The organism is Mesorhizobium sp. B2-1-1, assembly GCF_006442975.2.
Classification (GTDB): Bacteria; Pseudomonadota; Alphaproteobacteria; order Rhizobiales; family Rhizobiaceae; genus Mesorhizobium.
Map to the genome: position 1 here is coordinate 3,285,116 of NZ_CP083954.1, position 23,792 is coordinate 3,308,907.

A 23,792-nucleotide genomic window follows, 5' to 3' on the forward strand; every position below is an offset into this window, starting at 1 on the left:
TTATTGATCGCGAGCGGTGGCTCGACGACGACTAAGAGGAGCACGGCATGACACAGACCAAATCGATCGTCGTTGAACGGCTGATTCCGCATTCGGCGGAGAAGATATGGCGTGCGCTGACAGTGCCCGAACTCGTCGCAGAATGGCTCATGCAGAATGACTTCGCGCCGCAAGAGGGGCATCGCTTCACGTTCCGCGCTTCACCGGTACCGGGCTGGTCCGGGGTGACGAACTGCGTCGTGCTGAAAGTCGAGGCGCCACGCCTGCTTGCCTATAGCTGGGGCGACGGAAGCGAATCCGACAGCGGACTGAAAACCGTGGTGACCTGGTCGCTCACGCCTGAGGGCGCGGCGACCCGGGTGCGGATGGAGCACTCGGGGTTCCGGCCGGCCGACGAGCGTGGATATGTCGGCATGGGAAGCGGCTGGCCGCGTATTCTTGAGCGACTTGAGCAGGTGGCTGCGAAGCAAGGCTGAGCGCCGACTCTCCTCGACCGACCGGTCGCCATGGCCGGCGAACCACAACAAGTCTCCCGGATGCGCCGCTCCCGGGCATGGCAAACCGCGCCCTGACCAAACTTTTCAAACGGAGAAACGCCATGGAAGCCAGGCTCAAGAACCCCGTGATGCTCATCCCCGGCGCCCTGCAGGCGCTGCTGGCGCTGGACAAGTCGACCGAGGCGGCCGATTTGCCCTATGTGACGCGCAAGCTCGTCCATCTGCGCGCCAGCCAGATCAATGGCTGCTCGGTTTGCGTCGACATGCATGCGCGCGAACTCAAGAAGGCTGGCGAGAAGGACGAACGCATCTTTGCCTTGTCGGCCTGGCGGGAGACGCCGTACTTCACCGATGCCGAACGCGCCGCGCTTGCCCTTGCCGAAGCCGGCACAAGGCTGGCCGACAGAACGGATGCCGTGACGGACGAGGTATGGGACGAGGCCGCCCGGCACTATGACGAAAAGGCGCTTGCCGGGCTCGTCATCCAGATCGCCGTGATCAACGCCTTCAATCGGCTGAACGCCACGACACGCCAAATGGTCGGCGCCTGGGGCTAAGGCCGCGCGAAGGCGAGCCGTGCCACGGTGCAATGGCGGCTGGACTCGCGGTGCACCAAACCTGCTTGCCTAGCCCGGCCGGGTCGCGGCCGGCGGCAATTCGAACAGTTTGGCGCCATTTTCCTCGCCGCGTTCGACATAGCCGATGGTGCGAAACCATTTTGCGATTTCCGGTCCCGTGAGCCAGCTGCGGGAGTGAATAGGGAGATTGCCGGCGAGCGCCTGGATCTGCCTGATATGCCGCCTGCAGAAACGCACGGTCGCGGCCCTGAAAAAGCCCTCGCGCGCGGCGAACAGCGTGTCCGCGGCGTCGCCATGCTCGTGCCAGGCGACGATCGCTACGGTCCCGTCGTTGTCGACAAGGGCATGGGCGCGGCCCTCCTTCAGGTTCATCATCAGATTGTCGTAGGCGACCTTGCTGTCCTTGCCGGCGGCGATGTATTCGTCGGACATGCGCTTGGACAAATGGCGAAACACGTCTTCCAGATCGCCGACCGTCGCTGTTCGTGCTCTCATTTCTGCTCCTTGAGCCCCGGCAGGGAGTTTGCTCCAGGAAAAGGCATTCACCAAGCAAAGGGATTTCGCGAAAAACCCAACGGGGGGAATCCGGTTCCGCCGGTAAGGCGGGCAACCGGCATAGCATCGTCAGCCCGGTCGTGCGGAACCGGATGTGAAGAGCTGGGCCAACACTTAACGCGGCGCGCTCCCGTGGCGAGACAGTTCGAGGAGCCGGAGCAGCGGTGGCTTACTGGCGCAAAACCGTGTTCTTGGTGCCTTCCTCGACCTGGTCGATCACCAGCAGCTTGACCGGGCCTTCACCGATATTGGTGGCCTGATGCCACTGCCCGATCATCTCGATGATGAAATCGCCAGTCTTGTAGGTGTTGCTGTTGCCGGTGTCGACATTGGTGACCTTCAACGTGCCGGCCTCGACATAGGCGTAGCGCGGGAACGGATGCTTGTGCACCGGCAAGGTCGCGCCCGGCGCTATGTCGTAGGTCGACACCAGCACCTGCACGTTCTTCTGCGGCAGCGTGATCGGCTGGCCGGAAGCGGTGGTCGTGCGCGAGGCGAGGGGTGTCACGACGACGGGCGTGCCGCTGCTGTCCAGCGCATGAGCGCCGGTCGCGAACGCCGCAGCCGCCAGCAGCAATGCCGATGCCAGGATTTTTCGCATAATTCCTCCCCGAACCGCCGCATCTATCGCGCCGCGAAGGCCGGTGCGCAAGCATGTCCCTGACGAATCTGATTGGACTCGCTGGCCTGGACGTGGCGTGCGACGTGTCAAATCGCTGCGGTAAGCTGGATCTCGACACGGATCTCGGGCAAGGCGAAGCTCGCCCCGACCGTGGCGCGTGCCGGGGGCTCCACGCCGTCGAGCCATGTGACCCAAGCCTTGTTCATCGCGTCGAGGTCTTCGACATCCCTCAACCAGATCTGCGCGAACAGCAGCTTCGATCTATCCGAACCGACGCTCGCCAGAAGGCGATCCGCCTTTTCCAATATCTCCTTCGTCTGGTCAGACGTGCCGGTTTTCTTGTCATCGGCCGTCAAGCCCGAGAGATAGGCCGTGCCGTTGCGGACGACGATACGGCTAAGCCGTTCGTTCTTGTCGAATCGTTCGATGTTCCCCATGGCGGAGGCCCCTGGTTGCGTTGGTCAAAAGCAGGCCGCCGTACGCAATCCAGCGGTCTGCTGAGCGGGATCAGACGTGCGCGACAGCGGAGCGCTGGGCGTGGGCCTGGAAGAAGCGTTGCGGACGAAACGTTTCCATTTCGTCATGGATTTTGCCGCGCACGACTTCGTCGGCGACCACCTTGCCCAATTGCGGGCCGATGGTCACACCACTGTGCGTTACGGCCATGTAGTGGCCGACGATATCCGGCATGGCGCCGGCACAGGTGTAGCCGTCCTCCGGGAACGGCCGGACCGTCGTGCGAATGGCTTCCACACCTGCGTCGCGGAGCGAAGGCAGGACCTTGGTCGCCGCATCCAGGAGCGTCGCCGCCTCGTTCCCGGCAGGGCTGAGCACCTCCGGCTTCTCCAGGGTCATGTCCACCGAGACCTTATGGATCATGATGCGGCCCGCTCCGTCGGGACGGATATCCAGATCGTCGGCATGCAGCTGGCTGCGGAGCGTCAGGGCCACCGGCGGGGTGAAGGCGAGCACGCCTATGGTCGAGGAAAGTGGAATACCCTGGGCATCGCCGAGCCTCTCACTAGACCAGCCGCCGGTGCAGCTCACGACGGCATCCGCAGGGTGTCGGTCTCCGTTCGCCGTCCGAACTGCCCGTACGCGCCCGCTTTCGGTCTCGATCTTGGTCACGCGTGAACCGAGTTTGACCTGTGCTCCCCAGCGCTCCTTCGCCGCCCGCAAAAGCCAGGCCGAGTAGAGCACCGGATCGACCCAGCCTTCTTCCGGATAGTAGGAGATTGGACAATCGCCGAAAGCGGAGACATCGATATCGGGTTCCATCTCGGCGACGCGCTTCTTGTCGATCCACTCGACGCCGTAGCCCCATTCCTTCATCTGCCTGAAGTTCTCGAAATAATCGTCCATCGACTCCGGCTCTGTTCGCCAATCGAAACTGCCGGTCTGGGTGAGCCAGGGAGCGATGCCGAAGTCGCGCTTGAGTTCAAGATGGGCGCGCATTCCCGAGACGTTCAGATCGAAATACGGCCGGGGCCGCTTGGTCGTCGCATTTGTCCAGGCAAAGCTTACCGCCGACGTGCCGCCTGCTATCCGTCCGGCCTCCAGCACGACGACGCTTGCTCCCGCCTTGGCGCATTCATAGGCGGCGGAACTGCCGACGATACCGGAACCAATGACCACGACACGCATAAAGATGACCTCCAAAAATTCCCGGGCTAATGACGTCATCCGATACGAGTAATCTCTGAAAGACGAATCGATGCAAATGCCGCTATATCGTTGAGAGATGTTGCTGGAGTTCTTGACAGTACTGCTGACGCCGCTCTTCTTAATTCGATCGGCGCCTGCGATGTGTTTGCAACCCCGCACAACATCCTCGGTTGCCTGAAAACATTGCAATGGGTGCCAACTGCGGTCAATTGAACTGGTCGCTGCCGTTCATGGCCAAAAGTTATGAACCAATGTCCCAGCCATCTGCGGCTGCCCAGGTCGGCCCATTAGCCCGCACGGGCAACTTCTCGTGCGAAGTTATCAAATTCGGGCGCAACCGTTTGCGAGAGCAATGCTACGCTTATCGGCGCATCGGGGATCGCGGAATGGAAGAGACTGCACGGTGAGTGGCGAGCCGGAATTCCTCCTGATCGACAAGAACGCGATCCGGGACATTTTGAGCCTATCCCTGGCTCTTGAAGCGACCGAGGCCGCACTGCGCAAAACATCGAGCGGCATGGCGCGCCAGCAGATCAGGCGCACACTCGATCTGCCGGGTGCGGCCGGGAGTTGTCTGTCGCTTATGTATGCTGCGCTGGATGACCGGCCGCTGTTCGGGGCGAAGGTGCTTTCCGTGTTTCCTGACAATTTCGCGCATGGGTTCGCGTCTCATCGCGGCGGTGTCTTCCTGTTCGACAAGGATCATGGACGGCCTGTAGCCTTGATCGACGGGGGAGAGCTTACGGCTTGGCGGACCGCGGCGGCCAGTGCTGTCGCGACCAGGGCACTTTCGCGCGAAGACAGCACCACGCTGACACTGTTCGGATATGGCGAGCAAGCGCGCCGGCATGTCGCGGCTATTGCGGACGTCCGGCCGATCCATGCGATCCATGTTTGGGGTCGCGACTTTGCAAAGGCGCAGCACTTCGCCGAGGAGCAGTCAGCCGCCGGATTCCAGGCGAAGGCACATCGCGACCCTGGCGAGGCCGTTCGCGAGGCCGACATCATCTGCACCACGACATCTTCCGAAAAGCCGGTGCTGTGCGGCCAATGGCTTCCGCCTGGTGTCCATATCAATGCGGTCGGGGCGAGCGTCGCTTCATGCCGCGAGCTCGACCTCGACTGTGTGCGCAGAGCGCAGATCTGGGTCGACTACCTGCCTATGGCGCTGACGGCCGCGGGAGAACTGATCGAGGCGATTGAAACCGGCGTGATCGGCGTCGATCATATCCGTGGCGAGGTCGGCGACGTGCTGGCAGGTGCGAAACCCGGCCGCACTGGCGACGATCAGATCACGCTTTTCCGGTCTCTCGGCGTTCCCGCGCAAGACATCGAGCTTGCCAATCTTGTCTATATCTCCGCCCGCAACGCCGGACTCGGCACCTCAATTGATTTCAGGTTGTGATGCCATGCTGAGCTGCCAACGAGATCTCTTCTCCATTCCCCGCGAGACAGCTTATCTGGATGCCGCATACATGTCTCCGATCCCGACCGCCGCCGTCGCGGCCGGCGAGGCCGGCGTCAGGGTGAAAGCCGAACCCTGGAAAATGACCATCGCCTCTTATTACGACGAGGTGGAAGAGGCGCGGCAGCTCGCCGCATCAATGGTGGGCGCCGATGCCGATGAGATCGCCATTGTGGCCGCCACCAGCTATGGCATGGCTATCGCAGCCGCCAACGTTTTGGTTGCGGCAGGTTCGGCCATCCTTCTGATGGAGAACGAACACACCTCGCACAGATATGTCTGGTACGACCTCGCGCAACGCGCCGGCGCCTGCGTTGATATCGTCCCGCAACCAGCCGACGGCGACTGGACCAGCGCGATCGTATCGGCAATCCAAGACTCGAGCCGTCCCATCGCGGTCGTTGCGGGGACGCTGGTGCATTGGTTCGAGGGCATGGCGATCGACCTGGAGGCGGTGGTCGCCGCCACACGGGCAGCGGGCGCCAGTCTTGTCGTTGACGGAACCCAGTGGGTTGGCGCGATACCCTTCGATGTCCGGCGCGTCCGACCGGACTTTCTCGTCTTTGCCACCTACAAGTTCCTTCTGGGGCCATATCGCCTCGCATTCCTTTACGCCGACCGGCGTTGGCACACAGAGGGGCGCACTCTGGAGCATCATTCATGGAACCGGATGGGCGGGGACAAATCGGACTTCTACAAGGTGGCCGTAGCCGAGTTTCTTCCCGGCGCGCGGCGGTTCGACATGGGGGAACGCTCCGATTTCGCGGTCCTGCCCATCGCAATCGCCGCAATGAAGCTCATCCGCGGCTGGACCGTCGGGCGCGTGTTTGAGCGCCTGCGTCACCTTAATGAGCTTGTCTGGGCGCAGGCGGAAAGCAGAGGGCTGCCGGTCGCGCGTCCGCGACACCCAACGCCCCATATCGCGATCCTCGACATAGGGGGCCGTCTCGCGCCGAATGCGGCACAAGAGCTGAAGCGGGCTGACGTGCACGTCACGCTGCGCGGCACGAAGATGCGCGTGTCGCCGCATGTCTACAATGACGAAGCCGATATCGGCCGCCTGTTCGAATGCCTGCCGCTCCGCTAGAGGCTTTCAGCGGTGAATGAAAACAGTTCTGTCGGCCTGGCGGCGAGGACCCAGGGCGGTGATTCCTGCCTCTACGCCGTTCATAAAGCTTCGCGTCGTCTGGATGAGATGCTCGGTGAAGGCGTCCGCCGCCGTCGATGCAATGACACCCCAAGGCCGGTAGACGCTGAGGTTCAGATCGAGACGTGGCCGGAAATCCCTGATCTCGATCGGCAGGTCGCGTGCCAGCCACGCCGAAAGCCTGTCGACGACGCTCACGCCCGCCCCGGACGCGACAAGGGCGATGCACGCACTGGACAGGCTGGCCTCTACCTTCAACAGACGTCCCACTCCGCGTTCTTCGCACAAGGCATCGAGCTGCTGCCGCATCGGATCGGCAGAGCCCATCGAGATGAAGTCGAGACCGTCGAGATCTTCCGCCTGCACCACGTCGAGCTCGGCCAGACGGTGACCCGCCGGCATGACGCAAACCGGTGGGGTCGCTGTCAGCGCTCGCCTGACGATTGAAGAATTCTCGTCCGATGCCGTTACGCCTATTCCGATGTCGAGCTGATTGCGGCTCGCCCGCTGCACCACCGTGGCGGAGCTGCGGATATCCAGGGAAATCGACACGGATGGATGCTGTTTTGAGAAGCTCGTGATGATGGATGGCAGCAGCGTGGACCCGAAGGCCGGGAGCGCGCAGATATTCAACCTGCCACTTCGTAGCTCGCGTATCTCCCTCGCGGCGCGCGAGATGCCGCGCGCGGACTCGAAAACGCGCTTCACCTCGGCATAGAGCATGTGCGCTTCAGGAGTGGGGATCAGCCGCTGCCGGCTTTTCCTGAACAGCTGGAAATCCGCCTTCTCGCTGAGTTGCTGGAGCATCTTGCTGACAGCCGGCTGCGTGATGTCAAGTGCGTCGGCCGCCTTGGTGGTTGTTCCATGCAGCATGACCGAAGCGAAGACCTCGATCTCGCGAGGCGTAAACTCTGCCTCCTTCGTGACGGTGTCCTTTTCGCCAAATTTCATGCCCGCTTACCTTGCCAGGCAGCTGATCGCTGTGCCGAAACAGCGAGCTGCGAACGCCAAGATTAATGGGAAGGGTCGGATGTTCCAAGAGGCGCGCGAAGGAAGTTTATTCCTGGAGGTTATGAACTTTCAGCGATTTGGCGGAACTGATTTCAGTTGCCTGTCAACATTTCGGCGAGATCGAGCAAACCGGCGTCCTGACCCGGACCTGCGGCCAGTTGCACCGACACCGGAAGCCCGTCAGGAACCGGCAAAGGAATAGCCAACGCCGGCATGCCAAGCATATTTGCCCAGCGGCGGAAGCGGCCGCCGGCCATTCCCCACGGCACCATTTCCCCATTCACCTCGGTAAGTTCGTCGGAAAGCCGCGGCGCCGATCCAGGCGCCGTAGGAATGGCAAAAGCGTCCAGGCCCGCGATTTTCTCCAGAAACCGGCCTCGCACGCCGTTACGGATTTCGATGGCGCTATCATAGGCGCCGGCATGGATGCGAATGCCGCCCTGCAGGAATGAGTGAACCGCGTCGCCGACCATGTCCGGCTTCTGCTCGATTGCATTGCGGTAGATTCGCGCGAACTCACATTGGAGGATTGTCAGTCCCGCGGCAACGAACGCCTCCCTGTCGTCGAAGGTGATCTCGACCGTGCGCACTTCAGGACGATCGAGCATGGTAGCCAACGCGATATCGACTGACGTGTCGACGTGAGCGCCAAGCAGTTCGGGGCAGATGCCGATCGTGATGCTCGTTGTCGTTTTGCTGCCCCCGCTTGCCGACGGGGCGAGCCGTTTTCCGGCAAGCGCCTCGGTCATCAGGCGAACGTCCCTGACCGAGCGTGCAAGAACGCCGACGCAGTCCAGCGAAGGCGCTATGCTCATGACGCCCTGCACAGCGATCAGATCATTCGTCGGCTTGTAACCGAACAAGCCGGTTGCAGCAGCCGGGGATCGGTTTGACCCGCCGCTGTCCGTGCCAACCGCTGCCAGGCAAAAACCGGCCGCGACCGCTGCGGCCGACCCGCTGCTCGTGCCACCTGTCCCACGGTCCGGATCAAGCGGGTTGGCGACCTTGCCGTGCCAAGGATTGTCGTGGCCGCCGACGCACAGTTCGTGCAGGTTCGTCTTGCCGATGATGATGGCGCCGGCCGCCTGAAGATTGGCAATGCATGTTGCCGTTTCCGTCGCGACGTGATCCCGAAACAACCGGGAGCCAGCCGTTGTCGGCCAATCCTTGACGTCGATAACGTCTTTGACCGCGATCGGCACGCCATGCAGCGGGCCGCGCCTGTGACCGGATCTGATTTCGCGTGTGGCCTGAAGCGCGGCGTCCAGGGCATCAGCTTCGGCCACGAAAATCATCGCCTTGATGTGTTCATTCAGTTCCTGGATGCGATCGAGGCAACCCTCCATGATTTCCACGGGCGACAGGCCGGCAGCGATCTTTTCGCTCATCTCCTCGATGGACCGGCAAGGGCTGCTATTCATATGACGACCTTAGAGCGAACGCACCGGACCGACCGCATTGCGGCCGGCCATCCCGGAACCAGCCGACGATGCCACATCAGAAATTTGGTGGACAGTCGCGAGCTTATTCCCGTGGGCGCGGGACTATCGCTGAAAACTCATAGGCGCGATCAATGGCGGCGTCGTGAACCGTTCAATTCAGCCCTGTCCTCGCACGCGCCGATCAATGAGCGCCGATCGTTTGCCGGTCGCCGGACTGCGCCACTCGAAGGGGCTATCGTCATAACTATTGGTGATGAACCGCACGGCAGGGGGCATTAGATCGAGATCATTTGAACTGTTAGCGTTTTCAAACACCGCCCTGAAAGAAGGTCGACCGAGCCGAATGGCCAAGTTCGCATCGCCGACATCCGAACCAGTCCACGATGCTCGATGCTGCCGGCTGGCCACGGGCCGACGTCGAAAGATCGGCAGATGCCCGGCTACCAGCATCATCATTGCGGAAGATACAAATCCACATAAACAAAAAGGGGAACAATCATGAAAAAGCTTGCACTCGCCTTGTCACTGATCGTGGCGGTATTTGGCGCCGCCAATTCATCGTCGGCGGCCGACGATGTCATCCGTTTCGGTGTCGCCGCGGAGCCATACCCGCCTTTCTCCGTCAAGGATGCCAGCGGCACCTGGCAGGGCTGGGAAATCGACCTGATGAATGCCGTTTGCAAAGAGATGAAGGCGAAATGTGAGATCGTCGATATCGCCTGGGACGGCATCATTCCCGCGCTGTTGGCCAAGAAGTTCGACGTCATCTGGAGCTCGATGTCGATCACGGACAAGCGCAAGGAGGTGATCGATTTCACCGACAAGTACTACTATTCGCCCAACGTGCTTGTCGGCGCCAAGGCGGATACGCGGCAGTTCGACGTGACCAAGCCGGAGACATTCAAGGGGATTGCGGTCGCGGCACAGAGTGCCAGCCTGCAGGCGACCTACATGCAGGATAAGTTCAACGGCATTGCCGAAGTGAAGATCTATCCAACACTCGATGACGAAATCGCGGACATCCAGGCCGGACGCGTGGATCTCATGGCTGCGGCAGGCATCCAGATCCAGGATTTCTTGAAGAAGCCGGAGGGCCAAGCTTATGAAATCAAGGTGACGCTGCCGCATGAGAAAATGTTTGGATACGGCGACGGCGGCGGCCTGCGCAAGGAGGACACCGCTCTGAGGGACCGCCTCAATGCAGCACTCAAGGCGGTGCGCGCCAGCGGCGAGTACGAGACGATCACCAAGCGCTATTTCGATTTCAACATTTACGGCGATTGATCATCTGGTTCAGGCCCAGGGGACGGCCGGCCCGGGGCGGCCGTCGCCATCTTCATTGAACTGGAACGCGCTGTATGAACTCGACCGTGTCTTGGGCAACCCTGCTCAGCTTCGGGGACAAGGGCTGGGGCGACGAATTGCTTCTTGGCGCTTGCCTGAGCCTTGGAATTTCGATCAGCGCCTATCTCGTGGGCCTGACCCTCGGCCTCATGGGTGCGGTGGCCAAGATCTCGAAGAACCGCGTGGCGGTCTCCGCAGCCGTTGCCTATACGACAATCATCCGGTCCGTACCGGACATTCTCATCATATTCCTCGTCTACTATACCGCGACGGACGCGTTGCGCTGGGCCGTGAGCCTGGCGGGACTGACTTCCGAATTCCAGGTCAATGGGTTTGTCGCCGCGACCCTGTCGCTTGGGATCGTTCAAGGCGGCTACAGCACGGAGGTCCTGCGCGGCGCGATCGTGGCCATCCCGCGAGGTCAGGTCGAGGCAGCCCATGCACTCGGTCTGACACGGCGCCAGACCTTCTTCCTGGTCACCGTGCCGCAAATGGTCCCCCTGGCCTTGCCGGGGCTTGGCAATTTGTGGCTGGTCGTTTTGAAGGAAAGCTCACTGGTCAGCCTGATCGGTTTTACCGAGCTCGTTCTCGCCGGCAAGATGGCTGCCGGCGCGACGCGCGATTACTTCATGTTCTATTGCGCGATCGCGTTCGTGTTCCTCGCCATGTCCGGCATATCGGCGATGCTTTTCCATGCCCTCGAAACAGCCACCGTCCGTGGCGGGAGGCGGGGCTAGCGTGACTGAGTTTGGAGCCTACCTTGCCAATCAGCTTCTGGCCGGCGTCCAGGTCACCATAATCCTGTTCCTCGGCTGTGCGGTGGTCGGCAATTTGCTTGCCATCCCGGTTGCACTGGCCCGGCTATCCAACAGCAAATGGCTGCGATATCCAGCGGTTGCGTTTATCCTCGCGTTCCGGGGGACCCCGCTCCTGGTCCAGCTTTACCTCTGCTACTTCGGTATCGGCCAAATTCTCTCGGGGATCCCCTCGATCCGCTACAGCCCGCTCTGGCCCATTTTGCGAGGCGCGGACTTCTATGCGTTTTTTACCCTTTCCCTGAACACCGCGGCCTACTGTGGCGAGATTTGGAGAGGGGCGATACAGGCCATTCCAGAAGGGCAGCGTGAGGCCGGCCAATCGCTTGGCCTGTCGAAAACACGGATCATGATTTCCGTCCTTCTCCCGCAGGCTTTCAGGTTGGCTTTGCCGGCGATCGGCGGCCAGAATATCCTGCTTTTGAAGGGGACCGCACTGGCGTCGACGATCACGGTGTTCGAACTCATGGGTGCGGCGAACCTCGTTCGCGCGCAGACATTTCGGGTCTACGAGCCTCTGTTCGCCGCCGCGCTAGGATATTTCCTGCTGGCGGCATTGATCACTATCGGCTTTGGTTTCTTCGAGAGACGGCTTGCTCGACGACATTGAGCGGAACGGATCGGCATATCGAGCCGCTGCGTGGAAGGCGACGTGATCTTCAGGCCACGCCGAATTCGCCATAGGATCGCGCCGCTTCGATGACCTCGCCAAATCCCATTTTGCCAGCAGCGGCTATTTCGTCGCGGAACTGATCCCACGCTGTCGGGGCAGTTGGCGCGCTTGACCGCGTCGGACAAAAAACTTCTCGGCCTCTGCATGAACCGCAGGGTATTTCTTTAGCGCCTCCTGGTAAGTGGCACCAAGCGGGCACGAGGTGTTCTCGCGTGCCCAAAATGGTCCAAAGTTCTCCAGGGATTTTGCGCCTGTAGCCCCATCCGGCCTTGCCGCGCTTCTGAATGTGGTTCACGCCGATCGTCATAGCCCAGTGTACCCCGCAGTGTACCTCTGGGAGGCGGAAACCCTTGCAGTGCTTGGGTTTAAAGACATTTCTGGATTAAGTGGCTCCCCGGGCCGGATTCGAACCAGCGACCAACCGGTTAACAGCCGGTTGCTCTACCACTGAGCTACCGGGGAACAGAGGCTCTCATGCGAGTGGCGCAGCCTATAGCAAACCCTTTTCGGCTTTGCAAAGAACCATTTCGCATTTTTCCGAGACTTTTTCGCTCAGGCGTTTCTCGCAATCGGCGGCGTTCGTCCTCATATTAGCCGTCTTGCGAGGGCGCGGAACCGAATGCGCGGTCGCGGCTTTCGTCAAGTGACATCCTCAAACCACCAGACGGACCAGCCATTCGAGATGACGGCAGCAGAAGAAAACCAGGCACCGGCGCGAAAGATATCGGTCTTCGGGCGCAAGTTCACCATGCCGCGTTCGCGCGGCCTCAGGATTGCAATCGGCGTGCTTTTGACGATTGGCGGCATTCTGGGGTTCTTGCCGATTCTCGGTTTCTGGATGGTGCCGCTCGGACTTTTGGTGCTCTCCTACGAATTCGCCATGGTGCGCCGCCATCGGCGCCGGTTCGTCGTCTGGTGGGAACGGCGGCGCCGGCCGGATTGATCGGCCACGCCGGGGACCTTGCCCGGCTTCGTCGCGGCGGCCTTTGGGGCCCGAATCAAATCGCAGCGCTATCCTGCGTTCCAGTGCTCGCCTCCTCCGGGGCGTCCTGCTGGCCTGCTCTCAGATCCTCGCTGATTTCCTTCAGGACGGCGGAAGCCGAGGCAAGGCGCGCGCGGTCGCGCGGTGAAAGCCGGCCGGTGCCTTCTATCTTGAGGCAATCCATGGCGTAGCGCACCAGCTCCTCGCACCCCAGCAGCGGCGAGCTGTCCGCGTTGTTGGTCGACTCGTCCGGTTTGGCCAGCTGCATGGCGCAGTCCTCCTCGGCCTCAACGCAGCCCGGTGCGCGGAGTTCTCCCGATCCTCCGCCATGCTTAACGGCTTGCTAACGCAGCTCGAACCGCCCCGTCTCGCATTTAGGGCGGGGTGCGAGGACTGGCGCAGGCGAAACCGTCGCGAATGCATTGTCGCCGCTTGACGGCTTTTTCGCCGCAACCTATTGGAACCGGGTGGAACGCCGGGAGTAACGAGGCCTCGTGGCGGAGTGGTTACGCAGAGGACTGCAAATCCTTGCACCCCGGTTCGATTCCGGGCGAGGCCTCCAATCTCCGGGCTCCCGCGCGTCAGCGCAGGGAGCTCGCCGTTCCCGTCTAAATGAACCGCGATGTGGCGCGGCAAGCGGATTGGTTGGGACATGAGCGCTGATTTCTCCGAGCTTCGCGTCAAGATGGTCGATGGCCAGATCCGCACCACCGACGTGACCAGCACGCCGCTGCTCGACGCCATGCTTTCCGTGCCCCGCGAGCTTTTCGTCGACGAACGCCAGCGCAATCTCGCCTACATCGACGAAGACATCCGCATCGCGGACGGCCCCGGCGGCGCGCGATATCTGATGGAGCCTTCGCCGTTGGCCAAGCTGATGCAACTGGCCGAGATCAGTCAGGCTGATTCGGTCCTCGATGTCGGCTGCGGCACCGGCTATGCCTCGGCCATCCTGTCGCGACTGGCGGGCTCCGTGGTGGCGCTTGAAAGTGATTCGGCGCTGGCCGAAACCGCAAAGTCGGTGCTCTCATCGCTGGGCTGCGGCAATGTGACCGTGGTCCAGGGCCCGCTGCCGCAGGGATATGCCGCCAAGGCGCCCTACGATGTCGTCTTCGTCGGCGGCAGCGTCGGCAAAGTGCCGGCGGCGCTGCTCGACCAGCTCGCCGAAGGCGGCCGCCTCGTCGCGGTCGAAGGGCAGGGCAATTCCGGCGTGGCGCGGCTTTTTTTCAAAGCAGGGGGGGTTGTAACCGGTAGACGGGCATTTAATGCGGCAATTAAGCCACTACCCGGGTTCGAACGTGAGCATGCTTTCGAATTCTGAATGATTTGGCCTTGCAGCAGAGGCTTTGTCATGGTCGCTTGCATTTGAACAATCGTTGCTGATCCCAATGGGGGCACTTTGGGCCGAGCGACAGGGAACATTCTGACACGCCGCTCCGGTTCTCTAAGGAGAAGCCGGTGCGGCGTGGTTCCCATGGAAAACGAATGAGGGTTTAATGGTGCCGTCTCTACGCAAGTCACTTTTCACCGCCGTCCTCGTTTCGGCGACCGCGCTTTCCCCGCTGGCCGCCTCGGCCGAAACCATCTCCGGCGCGCTTGCAAAGGCCTATCAATACAATTCCTCGCTGAATGCCTCCCGAGCCGGCGTACGCGTCACCGATGAGAGCGTGGCCATCGCCAAGTCCGGCTGGCGCCCGACCATCACCGGGACGGCCGACACGAATTATGTGAATACCCGTGCCAGCGGCGCCAACGTCAAGACGGGGTCGGCCAGTGTGGGCATCGTCATAAACCAGAACCTGTTCGACGGCTTCCAGACGAGAAACAATGTGGCGGCAGCCGAATCGCGGGTCAAGGCATCCGTCGAAAGCCTGCGCAACACCGAGGAGAACACGCTGTTGAGCGCGGCCACGGCCTATATGGACGTGATTCGCGACCGGCAGATCGCGGTGCTGACGGAGCAGAATCTGCAGTTCCTGACCGAGCAGGCGCGCGCCGCGCGCTCACGGTTCGAGGTCGGCGAAGGCACGCGCACCGACGTTGCGCAGGCCGATGCGTCGCGCGCTTCCGCCGTGGCGTCGCTCAGCGCCGCCCGCGCGCAGGCGCTGGCAAGTGCGGCGAGCTATCACCAGATCGTCGGTGACGAGCCGGGCAAGCTCAGGCCTGCCTCGCCATTGGCCAGGCTGCTGCCGCCGAGCCTCGATTCGGCGATAGCCATCGCCTCGGCCGAGCATCCGGCGATCCTCGCCACCCAGCATCTGGTCGATGCGGCCGCGTTTTCGGTGAAGTCGTCCGAGGGCGCATTGCTGCCGCAGCTTTCCGCATCGGCCGGCATTTCGGAGGATTATCTGCATCGCAATCCCGACCTCCAGGGGAGCAACGGCGGTTCGACCTCGGCCAACATCGGTGCGACACTGACGATCCCGATCTATTCGGGCGGCCGCACCTCGGCGGTCGTGCGACAGAACAAGGAATCGCTTGGCGAGGCCCGCATCCAGGTCGACGTCAGCCGCGACCAGGTGCGCCAGGCCGTCGCCTCGGCGTGGTCGCAATACACCGCCGCGCAGCAGAGCGTCGCTGCCAACAGGCAGGTGATCGACGCCGCTCAACTGGCGCTGAACGGTGTCATCGAGGAACGCAATGTCGGCCAGCGCACCACGCTGGATGTGCTCAACGCGCAGGCCACCGTCATCACCGCCAAGATCAACCAGGCAAATTCCGAGCACGACGTTGTGGTGGCGAGTTATGCCATCCTGTCGGCGATCGGCCGCCTCTCGGCCGAGCGCCTTGCGCTGCAGGCGACGAAGTACAGGCCTGAAGAGCACTACAATGCCGTCAAGGACAAGTGGATCGGCCTGCGCACGCCGGATGGCCGCTAAACTCCACAGATTCGAGTAGTTCTCTCGAAGCGATCCGGCGTTCGATCGAAACGCCGGGTCGCTTCATTGTTTGCGCAACTGCGCCGGCAACTCGTCACATGCTTTTCGACGAATTGCGCTAATCTGTTGAAATCCCACATGTCCCCAGAATGGGGATTCTCGTACGGCGCTCCGTCGGTTACGCTGTCGCCATGATTCGAATCCGGCTTTTACCGGAGCGGAAGTCTGTAACAGGTCACAAGGGCGGCGGATGTGACGATGGCAACGGCAAGCAGCGCACAGCGCGAACCTTCCATGGAAGAGATATTGGCTTCCATCAGGAGGATCATCGAGGACAGCGACAGCGGCCGCAAGCAGCCGGACGATGCCGATGACTTGCGGCAGGATCTGAAGCCGGCGGCGGGCGCTGCTCCCGACGTCGATGCGCTCCGCGCCGAATTGCATGCCGCTCCCGAGGTCAGGAAGCCGGTCACGCTGGCGGAGGTGCAGGCACAGACATCGGCGGCCGAACCAACGGTCGCGCGCATGGAAGCGCCGGAGCGAACCGATCCCGTGGCACCAAGGGCGTCGATGACGCTTGCCGAGGTGAGCGCCCGGATCGCCGCCGAGCCGCTGCCCGCCGAAAGGACCGACAGGCCCGCGACGCCCGAGGCCGGTGCGGCAAGCGATGCCATCGTCGCCGATTGGCGCCGCGAGATCGCAGCGGTCGGCGAGCAGGCGAAGGCGATACCAGGCATTCGCAAGCCGGTTGTTCAGCCCGAAGCGCCGGTGGACGAGCCGATGCCGGAGCCGGCGTTCGAGCGGACCCCTTCGATCGCCGCCCCGGCGAGCACCGACGAGGCGCGCAAGGCGGCGGATGAAACGCCTGCGGCCCGTCCGGCAATCCTTTCCGAGCATACGGGCCGGCAGGTCGCCGCGGCCTTTGGCGAACTCTCCGACGCCTTTGCCAGCCGCAGCAAGAAGACATTCGACGAGATGGCCGAGGAGATGCTGCGGCCGATGCTGCAGGACTGGCTGGACAACAACCTGCCAACGCTGGTCGAGCGCCTGGTGCGCGAGGAGATCGAGCGCGTGGCGCGCGGCGCGTAATGATTTTCCCGGGTCGCCTTAGGTGGCTAGTTGGACACCGCTGCGCCTTCACCCTGGCGCAGGCACGGTAATCTCAGGATCGGCACGTCGAAGGAGGCGGTGGCCGCAATAATAGCTCCGATGATGGCGATTGCCACGACCACGCCGCTCCACGCTTCATATAGGCCCGACCCAAGCATAGAGCCCGCCAACCTCATTGTTCGAACATATCTCGGCAGTCTTTCGGGTCTTCTCCGGGTTGGACTAGGCCCATGCGGGCCAAATAGGTTTCGAGCTTCGCGGTTCGGTCTGCATCAAGAATCGCCATCACACCGATATATCCGTCCGGCCGGATCAGCACACACTCGCCCGGTGCCAGTGCATAAGCATCGCGAAGGTGTCCCCAGGCATCGATGACATCGCCTTGCGGGCCGATGTGGTGGACATGCAGCCCCTTGAGTGGCCCAACCGTCTCTCTCCCGGCTTGATGAACAAGCAGTGTCCAATGCGGCCCTTGCAGCAATTGGAACAGTCGCCATGGTTGCCCCGCCGCGCCCCTGATTTGGGCATCCGGCGCGCGGTCCCCCGCGTGCGGGCCGCTGCTGCGTTCGGCCATTTCCCTGGAGAGCGGCGATTCCGGATAGGCGATATCGAGCTGGCGCACCTCGCGGCCGCGGTGCATTCCACCCTGTTTCTGGGTGTCGAGCAGCCGGGTCGAAAGGCCGAGAACCGATTCTGCGACCGGACGTCGTTCCTGCTCATAGGTGTCGAGCAGGCAATCATCCGCGCCGTCGAGGACGGCGGCAAGTTTCCAGCCCAGATTATAGGCATCCTGCACGCTGGTGTTCAGGCCCTGGCCGCCGGTTGGCGGATGGATATGAGCTGCATCGCCAACGAGGAATACCCGATCGACCCGGTAGCGATCGGCAAGCCGGGCGTTCATCAGGTAGGCCGACGCCCAGGCGACCGAATCCACCCGCACGTCGCCGCGGCCGGTCCGCTCATTAATCAAGCGCCCCAGCTGTTCTGCTGAGAGGTCCACTTCGCCGTCCAGCAGAATGGGTGCCTGAATCTGGAAGAGATCGGTTCCGGCGAGCGGGCAAATCGCGACCATTCGCTCCATGTCACCGTCGTTGAACTGGTGCCACGCATCGCGGTCCAGCCCGGTCAACAGCACATCCGCCACGACCGCACGCACGCCCAGCGTCTTGCCGGGGAAATTCAAGCCGAGCGCGCCGCGCACGAAGCTGTGCCCGCCGTCCGCCCCGACAAGATAGCGTGCGCGAACGGTTTGCTCGCCATTCGGCCCCGCAAGACGTGCCATGACACCGTTCTCACCTTGCTCGAACCCAACCAACTCACATCCGTACTCGACCCTATGGCCTAGTTCTGCCAGCCGCTCTCGCATGATCCGCTCGGTGAGGAATTGCGGAATCATTAGCGCGATGGCGTAAGGCTCTGCCGGCGTCGGATCGGGGCGCTCGCCGGTGTCCTTTTCGATATAGCTGCCGTCATCGCCATACACGCGCATCGGCGGATAGACGCCGCCTGCGGCAACGACCCTGTCGAGAATGCCAAGATCTTCGAAAATCTCCTGTGTCCTCGGCTGGATGCCCTTGCCGCGCGAGCCACGGAAGGGTTCGCTCATCTTCTCAATGAGCTGGAAGGATATACCGCGCCGTGCAAGCTCGATCCCCAGCGTCAGGCCAGCCGCTCCTGCGCCGCAGATGAGCACATCTGCCGCAAAACCGTTTGTCATGTCGATCTCCTTGTGTGTAAAATGCACATAATGGAGAGTCGGAGTGCTGTCAATGAAAAGCGTGAAAAATACACATATTGGGAGTCATCAGATTCGTGAACTCCACGGAGCGCTGATCGAGATTGCCAGCCTTATGAACCGGCCTCAGCGCGATGAGCAGATGGTAAAGGAGGCCGGAATTGCGCTCGACCGCGCACTGTTTCCTCTGCTGGTCGGGATAGAGCGGCTTGGGCCGATAGGGATAGTGGACCTCGCCGACCGGGCTGGCCGCGATTACACCACTGTCAGCCGTCAGGTGGCGAAGCTCGAAAGCCTTGGCCTGGCCGTGCGCCGGCAGAGCGAGACAGACCGCCGCGTGAATGAGGCTGTCGTCACGCCAAAGGGCAAGGCGATGACCGACAAGATCGACGCAGCACGAGAGAGAAACGCTCGCGCCGTTTTCGAAAGCTGGGACGCACACGACATCGACGAACTCGTGCGGCTCATGCGCAAGTTCGCCGAAGCTTTGAAAGAAAAACCAGAGGACTCCAGCGCGTCCTGAGACGTCGCACTATTCCTCGTTTCGTACGACCCGAGCTGGCATTTGGGATTGGGCGGCGTAGGCGTGCAATGCCTCTCCGGCTGGAGCCGGTGACAGTGCCGACGCCACCAGGGATTGTCGCATACGGGACAGACACTATCTGAACGGTGATCCTCTTTCTGTTGTGCCGGTTGCCGAGGCGGCCCCTACGGTTGACTCGGTCAAAGCCTTCCGATTTACACCGGACCAGCAAAAATCCGACAGCGCGGACCATTTTCCCATGCTTGAAAAGACCTACGACGCCAAAACCGTCGAACCGAAGATTGCCAAGGTGTGGGAAGAGGCCGACGCGTTTCGCGCCGGCGCCGGCGCCGAGGAGGGGGCCGAGGCCTTCACCATCGTCATCCCGCCGCCCAACGTCACCGGCTCGCTGCATATGGGCCACGCGCTCAACAACACGTTGCAGGATATTCTCGTTCGCTTCGAGCGCATGCGCGGCAAGAACGTGCTGTGGCAGCCGGGCATGGACCATGCCGGCATCGCCACGCAGATGGTGGTCGAGCGGCAGTTGATGGAAAAGCAGATCCATCGCCGCGACCTCACCCGTGAACAGTTCATCGAGAAAGTGTGGGAGTGGAAAGCCGAATCCGGGGGCGCGATCCTCAACCAGCTGAAGCGGCTCGGCGCCTCGGCCGACTGGTCGCGCGAACGCTTCACCATGGACGAAGGCCTGTCCAAGGCCGTGCTCGAAGTGTTCGTCACGCTCTACAAGGAAGGCCTGATCTACAAGGACAAGCGCCTTGTGAACTGGGATCCCAAGCTGCTCACCGCGATCTCCGATCTCGAGGTCGAGCAGCAGGAGGTCAACGGCAATCTCTGGCACTTCCGCTATCCCGTCGAAGGCGTGGCCTTCGATCCGGAAAACCCGAAGACCTTCATCATCGTGGCGACGACGCGCCCCGAGACGATGCTGGGCGATACGGCCGTCGCCGTGCATCCGGACGACGAGCGCTTCCGGCACCTGGTCGGCAAGAATGTCGTCCTGCCGATCGTCGGCCGCAAGATTCCCGTGGTGGCGGATGAGTATTCCGACCCCGAGAAGGGCTCTGGCGCGGTTAAGATAACGCCGGCGCATGACTTCAACGACTTCGAGGTCGGCAAGCGCCACAAGCTGCCGGCGATCAATATCCTCACCGTCGAGGCGGCGGTAAACCTCAGGGACAACGAGGATTTCCTCGCCGGGCTCGAGGTGACGCCGGAGCGCCAAGCCGTCTGGGATGAACTCAACGGCCTTGACCGCTTTGTCGCGCGCAAGAGGATCGTCGAATTGATGGAAGAAGGCGGCTTCCTCGACAAGGTCGAGCCGCATCGCCACGCCGTGCCGCATGGTGATCGCGGCGGCGTGCCGATCGAGCCGTTCCTGACCGAGCAGTGGTATGCAAACGCCGCCGAACTGGCCAAGCCGGCGATCGCCTCGGTGCGCGAGGGGCGTACCAAGATCATACCCGCGAATTGGGAAAAGACGTACTTCCAGTGGATGGAGAACATTGAACCCTGGTGCATCTCGCGCCAGCTTTGGTGGGGCCACCAGATTCCGGCATGGTATGGGCCGGACGGGCGCGTCTTCGTCGAGAAGACGGAGGAAGAGGCGCTGAGTGCCGCGATCGAATATTATCTGGCGCTCGAAGGACCCTGGAAGGCCTGGGTCGAGGACAAGCTCGAGAATTTCCAGCCGGGCGAAATCCTGACCCGTGACGAGGACGTGCTCGATACCTGGTTTTCTTCGGCGCTGTGGCCGTTCTCGACGCTGGGCTGGCCGGATGAGACGCCGGAGCTGAAAACCTACTACCAGACCGACGTGCTGGTGACCGGCTTCGACCTGATCTTCTTCTGGGTCGCGCGCATGATGATGATGGGCCTGCACTTCATGGACGAGGAGCCGTTCCACACCGTCTACATGCACGCGCTGGTGCGCGACAAGAACGGGCAGAAGATGTCGAAGTCGAAAGGCAACGTCGTCGACCCGCTCGACCTCATCGACGAATATGGCGCCGACGCGCTGCGCTTCACGCTGACGGTGATGGCGGCGCAGGGGCGTGACGTGAAGCTCGACCCGGCGCGCATTGCCGGCTACCGCAATTTCGGCACCAAGCTTTGGAACGCGACGCGCTTCGCCGAGATGAACGAAGTCGCGCGCAACGACGATTTCTGGCTGAACGACGCCAAGCTGGCGGTCAACCGCTGGATCCTGACCGAGCTGACGCGCGCCGCGCGAGAGGTCACGGACGGCATCACCTCATATCGCTTCAACGAGGCGGCGGGGGCGGCCTACCGCTTCGTCTGGAACCTGTTCTGCGACTGGTATCTGGAGCTGCTGAAGCCGGTGTTCATGGGCACGGACGAGGCGGCCAAGGCCGAAAGCCGCGCCTGCGTCGCCTTCGTGCTCGACGAAATCTACAAGCTCCTGCATCCGATGATGCCGTTCATGACCGAGGAACTTTGGGCGCAGACCGCGGGCGAGGGCAAGGAGCGCGCTTCGCTGCTTTGCCATGCCGCGTGGCCGTCGCCGGATTTCGAAGACGCTGAAGCGGCCGCCGACATCAACTGGCTGGTTGATCTCGTCTCCGGCATTCGTTCCGTGCGTTCGGAAATGAACGTGCCGCCGGCAGCCATCGCGCCGCTGATGGTGATCGGAGCCAACACGCTTACCCGCGAACGGCTGGGGCGCCACGCCGCCGCGATCAAGCGGCTGGCGCGCGTCGGCGACATCTCGCAGGTTGACGCCGCACCCAAGGGCTCGGCGCAGATCGTGCTCAACGAGGCAACGGTCTGCCTGCCGCTCGGCAGCCTGATCGATCTCGCCGCCGAGGCCGCGCGCTTGCAGAAAGAACTGGCCAAGGTGACCGAGGAGATCGCACGCCTGCACAAGAAGCTGTCGAACGAAAGATTCGTCGCCAGCGCGCCGGCCGAGATCGTGGAAGCCGAGCGTGAAAAGCTGGCCGAATACCGCGAGGCGCAGGGCAAGCTTTCGGTGGCGCTGGCCAGGGTTCGCGAAGCGGGTTGAGGGCAGATTCGGGAGACTTTAGGGCCCTCTAAAATGGGGTGGCTTTTTGCCTCGAAACCGGCATTCCGTAGCGTTAATGTTGACGTAAACGGAAGTTTTCGCCCCATTGTTGCCATAATGTAACAATGGGGCATTCGACTGCTCAAAACTGATTATTTTTGGCCTTTTTGGCCGATTTTCTCCCGTTTTTCTGAGTGAGACACGCCCGGCGAACCGTTTTTCTGCCTCGCTGCGCTGGTCTGCATTTTGTCCGGAATGCGTCCGGTGGACATGTACATGTACGCCCCAAGAATTCGTTGTTGCACCGTTAACCCGAATTGGTTCTAGCTGGATGCACTGACTATTCGGGGAGGACATCCATGAACAATCTGCGTTTGAAAGCACTGCTGGGGGCAGGGTGCTTTTCGCTGGCTTTGCTGGGGACGGCAATGAGCTCGGCACATGCCGGCGGCCTGGAACGTGGCGGCTACGATATCGACCTGCTGTTTGATCCGGCGCCGTTCGCGACGGACGCGGAAGCGACCTATGTGATGCCGGACCGTAAGTACGAGAATGCGCGTGGTCCCGGCGGAGCCAATCTCGGCCTTGGTACCTCGGCCGACGGAGCCGAGGGCTATTGGGTACCGCGCATAGGAATGAAGGCCCAGGTTGTGCAGGGCGTCGACTGCATGGTCGATTATTCGCAGCCTTGGGGCGCGCATACCGCACCAGGTATGTGGAACGGAGCGCTTTCTAACGTCGAGACTGATATCAAGAGCAACAATTACGCCGGCACCTGTTCCTACAAGTTTGATGCTGGCAAGGGCCAGCTCCGCTTTATCGGCGGGTTGTTCTATCAGGACATTTCAGGCTTCAAGGAAAGCTTGGTCGGTTTTACTCCCCTCGGACAACCGCTGCTTGGTCGTGTCGATCTGGAGGCTAACGGTTGGGGCTGGCGCGCCGGCGTTGCCTACGAAATCCCTGATATCGCGCTCCGCGCCAGCTTGGTCTACAATTCGAAAGTCAAGCTAGACAACATTTCGGGCACACTCACCTTACCAGCTATTCTTGGAGGTTCTCGGCCGATCTATGGCGCAGAGGAGTCGATGCCGGATTCGCTGGAACTGAAACTGCAGTCCGGTATTGCGCCTGACTGGCTGGCCTTCGGCTCAATCAAGTGGGTCAACTGGAGCGTGCTGCAGAGCGTTCCGATCTGTCCAACAATTGCGCCTGGGGCGGCTTGCTTCACGAACGGCCCGGGTCAGGTGACGTCGCTCGACCTGATGTATCGTGACGGCTGGACCGTTTCAGGTGGTATCGGCCACAAGTTCAATGATCAATGGAGTGCCGCCGGTCAATTGACCTGGGATCGTGGCACCTCGCATGGCTATGGTGCGCAGACCGATACGTGGACCCTGGGCGGCGGCGTCGCCTATACGCCGCAGCCCAACATCGAAGTGCGGCTCGCTGGAGCGGTCGGCGTTTTGACCAGCGGCCACTCGGGGACATTGGCTGGTGAGAACGGCTATGTTGCAGGCGAGGATGCCAGCTATGATTTCGGGAATGATCTGATCACGGCGATCTCTGGTGGTGTGAAGATCAAGTTCTAAGTCTCTGTAAAATCAAATGAAAGGCCGGGCAATGCCCGGCCTTTTTCGTTCCGGGGCTGTGGCCGAGCCTGTCGGCCCCAGGGCTGCGTTGCAGATAAACCGCACCAGCTCCGCCTC

General features: G+C 61.8%; 22 protein-coding genes and 2 tRNA genes. 15 read left to right on the forward strand and 9 right to left on the reverse strand.

Features of this window, described 5'->3' with window-relative positions; all coding sequences use genetic code 11:
• The first annotated feature begins 47 nt into the window (after window positions 1-47).
• Together FJ972_RS16040 and FJ972_RS16045 are read left to right on the forward strand one after the other, a co-directional pair.
• A complete protein-coding gene (locus tag FJ972_RS16040; protein ID WP_140495735.1) occupies window positions 48-476 on the forward strand; it encodes an SRPBCC family protein in 429 nt (142 codons plus the stop codon).
• A 122-nt stretch (window positions 477-598) separates the two neighbouring features.
• The gene (locus tag FJ972_RS16045) at window positions 599-1,054 is read left to right on the forward strand and encodes a carboxymuconolactone decarboxylase family protein (RefSeq protein WP_140495736.1); all 456 of its coding nucleotides are present in this window, start codon (window positions 599-601) and stop codon (window positions 1,052-1,054) included.
• 69 nt (window positions 1,055-1,123) lie between these two features.
• Here FJ972_RS16045 and FJ972_RS16050 read toward each other — a convergent pair whose 3' ends face one another.
• The 4 genes from FJ972_RS16050 to FJ972_RS16065 all read right to left on the reverse strand — a co-directional run bounded on the left by FJ972_RS16050 (window position 1,124) and on the right by FJ972_RS16065 (window position 4,106).
• Window positions 1,124-1,570, reverse strand: a complete 447-nt coding sequence (locus tag FJ972_RS16050) for a hypothetical protein (RefSeq protein WP_140521047.1) — start codon at window positions 1,568-1,570, stop codon at window positions 1,124-1,126.
• Window positions 1,571-1,799: 229 nt separating this feature from the next.
• Window positions 1,800-2,231 (reverse strand): cupin domain-containing protein, encoded by a 432-nt coding sequence (locus tag FJ972_RS16055; RefSeq protein ID WP_140521046.1) that lies wholly within the window; start codon window positions 2,229-2,231, stop codon window positions 1,800-1,802.
• A 107-nt stretch (window positions 2,232-2,338) separates the two neighbouring features.
• A complete protein-coding gene (locus FJ972_RS16060) occupies window positions 2,339-2,689 on the reverse strand; it encodes a RidA family protein (protein ID WP_140521045.1) in 351 nt (116 codons plus the stop codon).
• Between the two features lie 70 nt (window positions 2,690-2,759).
• Window positions 2,760-4,106: an NAD(P)/FAD-dependent oxidoreductase gene (locus FJ972_RS16065; RefSeq protein ID WP_226880292.1), complete on the reverse strand. Its 1,347-nt coding sequence runs from the start codon at window positions 4,104-4,106 to the stop codon at window positions 2,760-2,762.
• Window positions 4,107-4,320: 214 nt separating this feature from the next.
• Between FJ972_RS16065 and FJ972_RS16070 the strand changes: the two genes are divergently transcribed.
• Both FJ972_RS16070 and FJ972_RS16075 read left to right on the forward strand, forming a co-directional pair.
• A complete protein-coding gene (locus FJ972_RS16070; RefSeq protein WP_181173483.1) occupies window positions 4,321-5,322 on the forward strand; it encodes an ornithine cyclodeaminase family protein in 1,002 nt (333 codons plus the stop codon).
• A gap of 121 nt (window positions 5,323-5,443) precedes the next feature.
• Complete coding sequence (locus FJ972_RS16075; protein WP_224671531.1) at window positions 5,444-6,469, forward strand: aminotransferase class V-fold PLP-dependent enzyme; 1,026 nt, start codon at window positions 5,444-5,446, stop codon at window positions 6,467-6,469.
• A 6-nt stretch (window positions 6,470-6,475) separates the two neighbouring features.
• Here FJ972_RS16075 and FJ972_RS16080 read toward each other — a convergent pair whose 3' ends face one another.
• A complete protein-coding gene (locus FJ972_RS16080) occupies window positions 6,476-7,480 on the reverse strand; it encodes a LysR substrate-binding domain-containing protein (protein WP_140521043.1) in 1,005 nt (334 codons plus the stop codon).
• 152 nt (window positions 7,481-7,632) lie between these two features.
• On the reverse strand, window positions 7,633-8,928 hold the full coding sequence (locus FJ972_RS16085) for an amidase (protein WP_181173484.1): 1,296 nt from the start codon (window positions 8,926-8,928) through the stop codon (window positions 7,633-7,635).
• A gap of 552 nt (window positions 8,929-9,480) precedes the next feature.
• Here FJ972_RS16085 and FJ972_RS16090 point away from each other — a divergent pair.
• The 3 genes from FJ972_RS16090 to FJ972_RS16100 all read left to right on the forward strand — a co-directional run bounded on the left by FJ972_RS16090 (window position 9,481) and on the right by FJ972_RS16100 (window position 11,751).
• On the forward strand, window positions 9,481-10,266 hold the full coding sequence (locus FJ972_RS16090) for a transporter substrate-binding domain-containing protein (protein WP_140495742.1): 786 nt from the start codon (window positions 9,481-9,483) through the stop codon (window positions 10,264-10,266).
• Window positions 10,267-10,340: 74 nt separating this feature from the next.
• The gene (locus tag FJ972_RS16095; protein WP_140495743.1) at window positions 10,341-11,063 is read left to right on the forward strand and encodes an ABC transporter permease; all 723 of its coding nucleotides are present in this window, start codon (window positions 10,341-10,343) and stop codon (window positions 11,061-11,063) included.
• A 1-nt stretch (window position 11,064) separates the two neighbouring features.
• Window positions 11,065-11,751 (forward strand): ABC transporter permease, encoded by a 687-nt coding sequence (locus tag FJ972_RS16100; RefSeq protein ID WP_140495744.1) that lies wholly within the window; start codon window positions 11,065-11,067, stop codon window positions 11,749-11,751.
• Between the two features lie 450 nt (window positions 11,752-12,201).
• Here FJ972_RS16100 and FJ972_RS16105 read toward each other — a convergent pair.
• Window positions 12,202-12,276 (reverse strand) — tRNA-Asn (locus FJ972_RS16105).
• Window positions 12,277-12,496: 220 nt separating this feature from the next.
• Here FJ972_RS16105 and FJ972_RS16110 point away from each other — a divergent pair.
• Window positions 12,497-12,757, forward strand: coding sequence for a hypothetical protein (locus tag FJ972_RS16110; RefSeq protein WP_140495745.1), 261 nt, complete (start codon window positions 12,497-12,499; stop codon window positions 12,755-12,757).
• 55 nt (window positions 12,758-12,812) lie between these two features.
• Here the strand turns inward: FJ972_RS16110 and FJ972_RS16115 are convergent, their stop codons facing one another.
• Window positions 12,813-13,064: a hypothetical protein gene (locus tag FJ972_RS16115; protein WP_140495746.1), complete on the reverse strand. Its 252-nt coding sequence runs from the start codon at window positions 13,062-13,064 to the stop codon at window positions 12,813-12,815.
• 220 nt (window positions 13,065-13,284) lie between these two features.
• On the opposite strand from FJ972_RS16115, the gene FJ972_RS16120 reads away from it, so the two are divergent.
• The 4 genes from FJ972_RS16120 (at window position 13,285) to FJ972_RS16135 (ending at window position 16,764) form a co-directional block, all read left to right on the forward strand.
• A tRNA-Cys gene (locus FJ972_RS16120) sits at window positions 13,285-13,358 on the forward strand.
• Window positions 13,359-13,448: 90 nt separating this feature from the next.
• Window positions 13,449-14,117 (forward strand): protein-L-isoaspartate O-methyltransferase family protein, encoded by a 669-nt coding sequence (locus FJ972_RS16125; RefSeq protein WP_140495747.1) that lies wholly within the window; start codon window positions 13,449-13,451, stop codon window positions 14,115-14,117.
• Between the two features lie 178 nt (window positions 14,118-14,295).
• Window positions 14,296-15,675: a TolC family outer membrane protein gene (locus FJ972_RS16130; RefSeq protein WP_140521260.1), complete on the forward strand. Its 1,380-nt coding sequence runs from the start codon at window positions 14,296-14,298 to the stop codon at window positions 15,673-15,675.
• Between the two features lie 258 nt (window positions 15,676-15,933).
• Window positions 15,934-16,764: a PopZ family protein gene (locus tag FJ972_RS16135; protein ID WP_140521041.1), complete on the forward strand. Its 831-nt coding sequence runs from the start codon at window positions 15,934-15,936 to the stop codon at window positions 16,762-16,764.
• Window positions 16,765-16,957: 193 nt separating this feature from the next.
• Here FJ972_RS16135 and FJ972_RS16140 read toward each other — a convergent pair whose 3' ends face one another.
• Entirely contained in the window at window positions 16,958-18,502 is a 1,545-nt protein-coding gene (locus FJ972_RS16140; RefSeq protein ID WP_140517150.1) for an FAD-dependent oxidoreductase, read from the reverse strand.
• 43 nt (window positions 18,503-18,545) lie between these two features.
• On the opposite strand from FJ972_RS16140, the gene FJ972_RS16145 reads away from it, so the two are divergent.
• From FJ972_RS16145 to FJ972_RS16155, 3 genes are all read left to right on the forward strand, one after another.
• Window positions 18,546-19,043 (forward strand): MarR family winged helix-turn-helix transcriptional regulator, encoded by a 498-nt coding sequence (locus FJ972_RS16145; protein WP_140517148.1) that lies wholly within the window; start codon window positions 18,546-18,548, stop codon window positions 19,041-19,043.
• Window positions 19,044-19,302: 259 nt separating this feature from the next.
• Window positions 19,303-22,086, forward strand: coding sequence for a valine--tRNA ligase (locus FJ972_RS16150; RefSeq protein WP_140521040.1), 2,784 nt, complete (start codon window positions 19,303-19,305; stop codon window positions 22,084-22,086).
• A 359-nt stretch (window positions 22,087-22,445) separates the two neighbouring features.
• Complete coding sequence (locus FJ972_RS16155; protein ID WP_140495753.1) at window positions 22,446-23,675, forward strand: OmpP1/FadL family transporter; 1,230 nt, start codon at window positions 22,446-22,448, stop codon at window positions 23,673-23,675.
• Window positions 23,676-23,792: the final 117 nt, after the last annotated feature.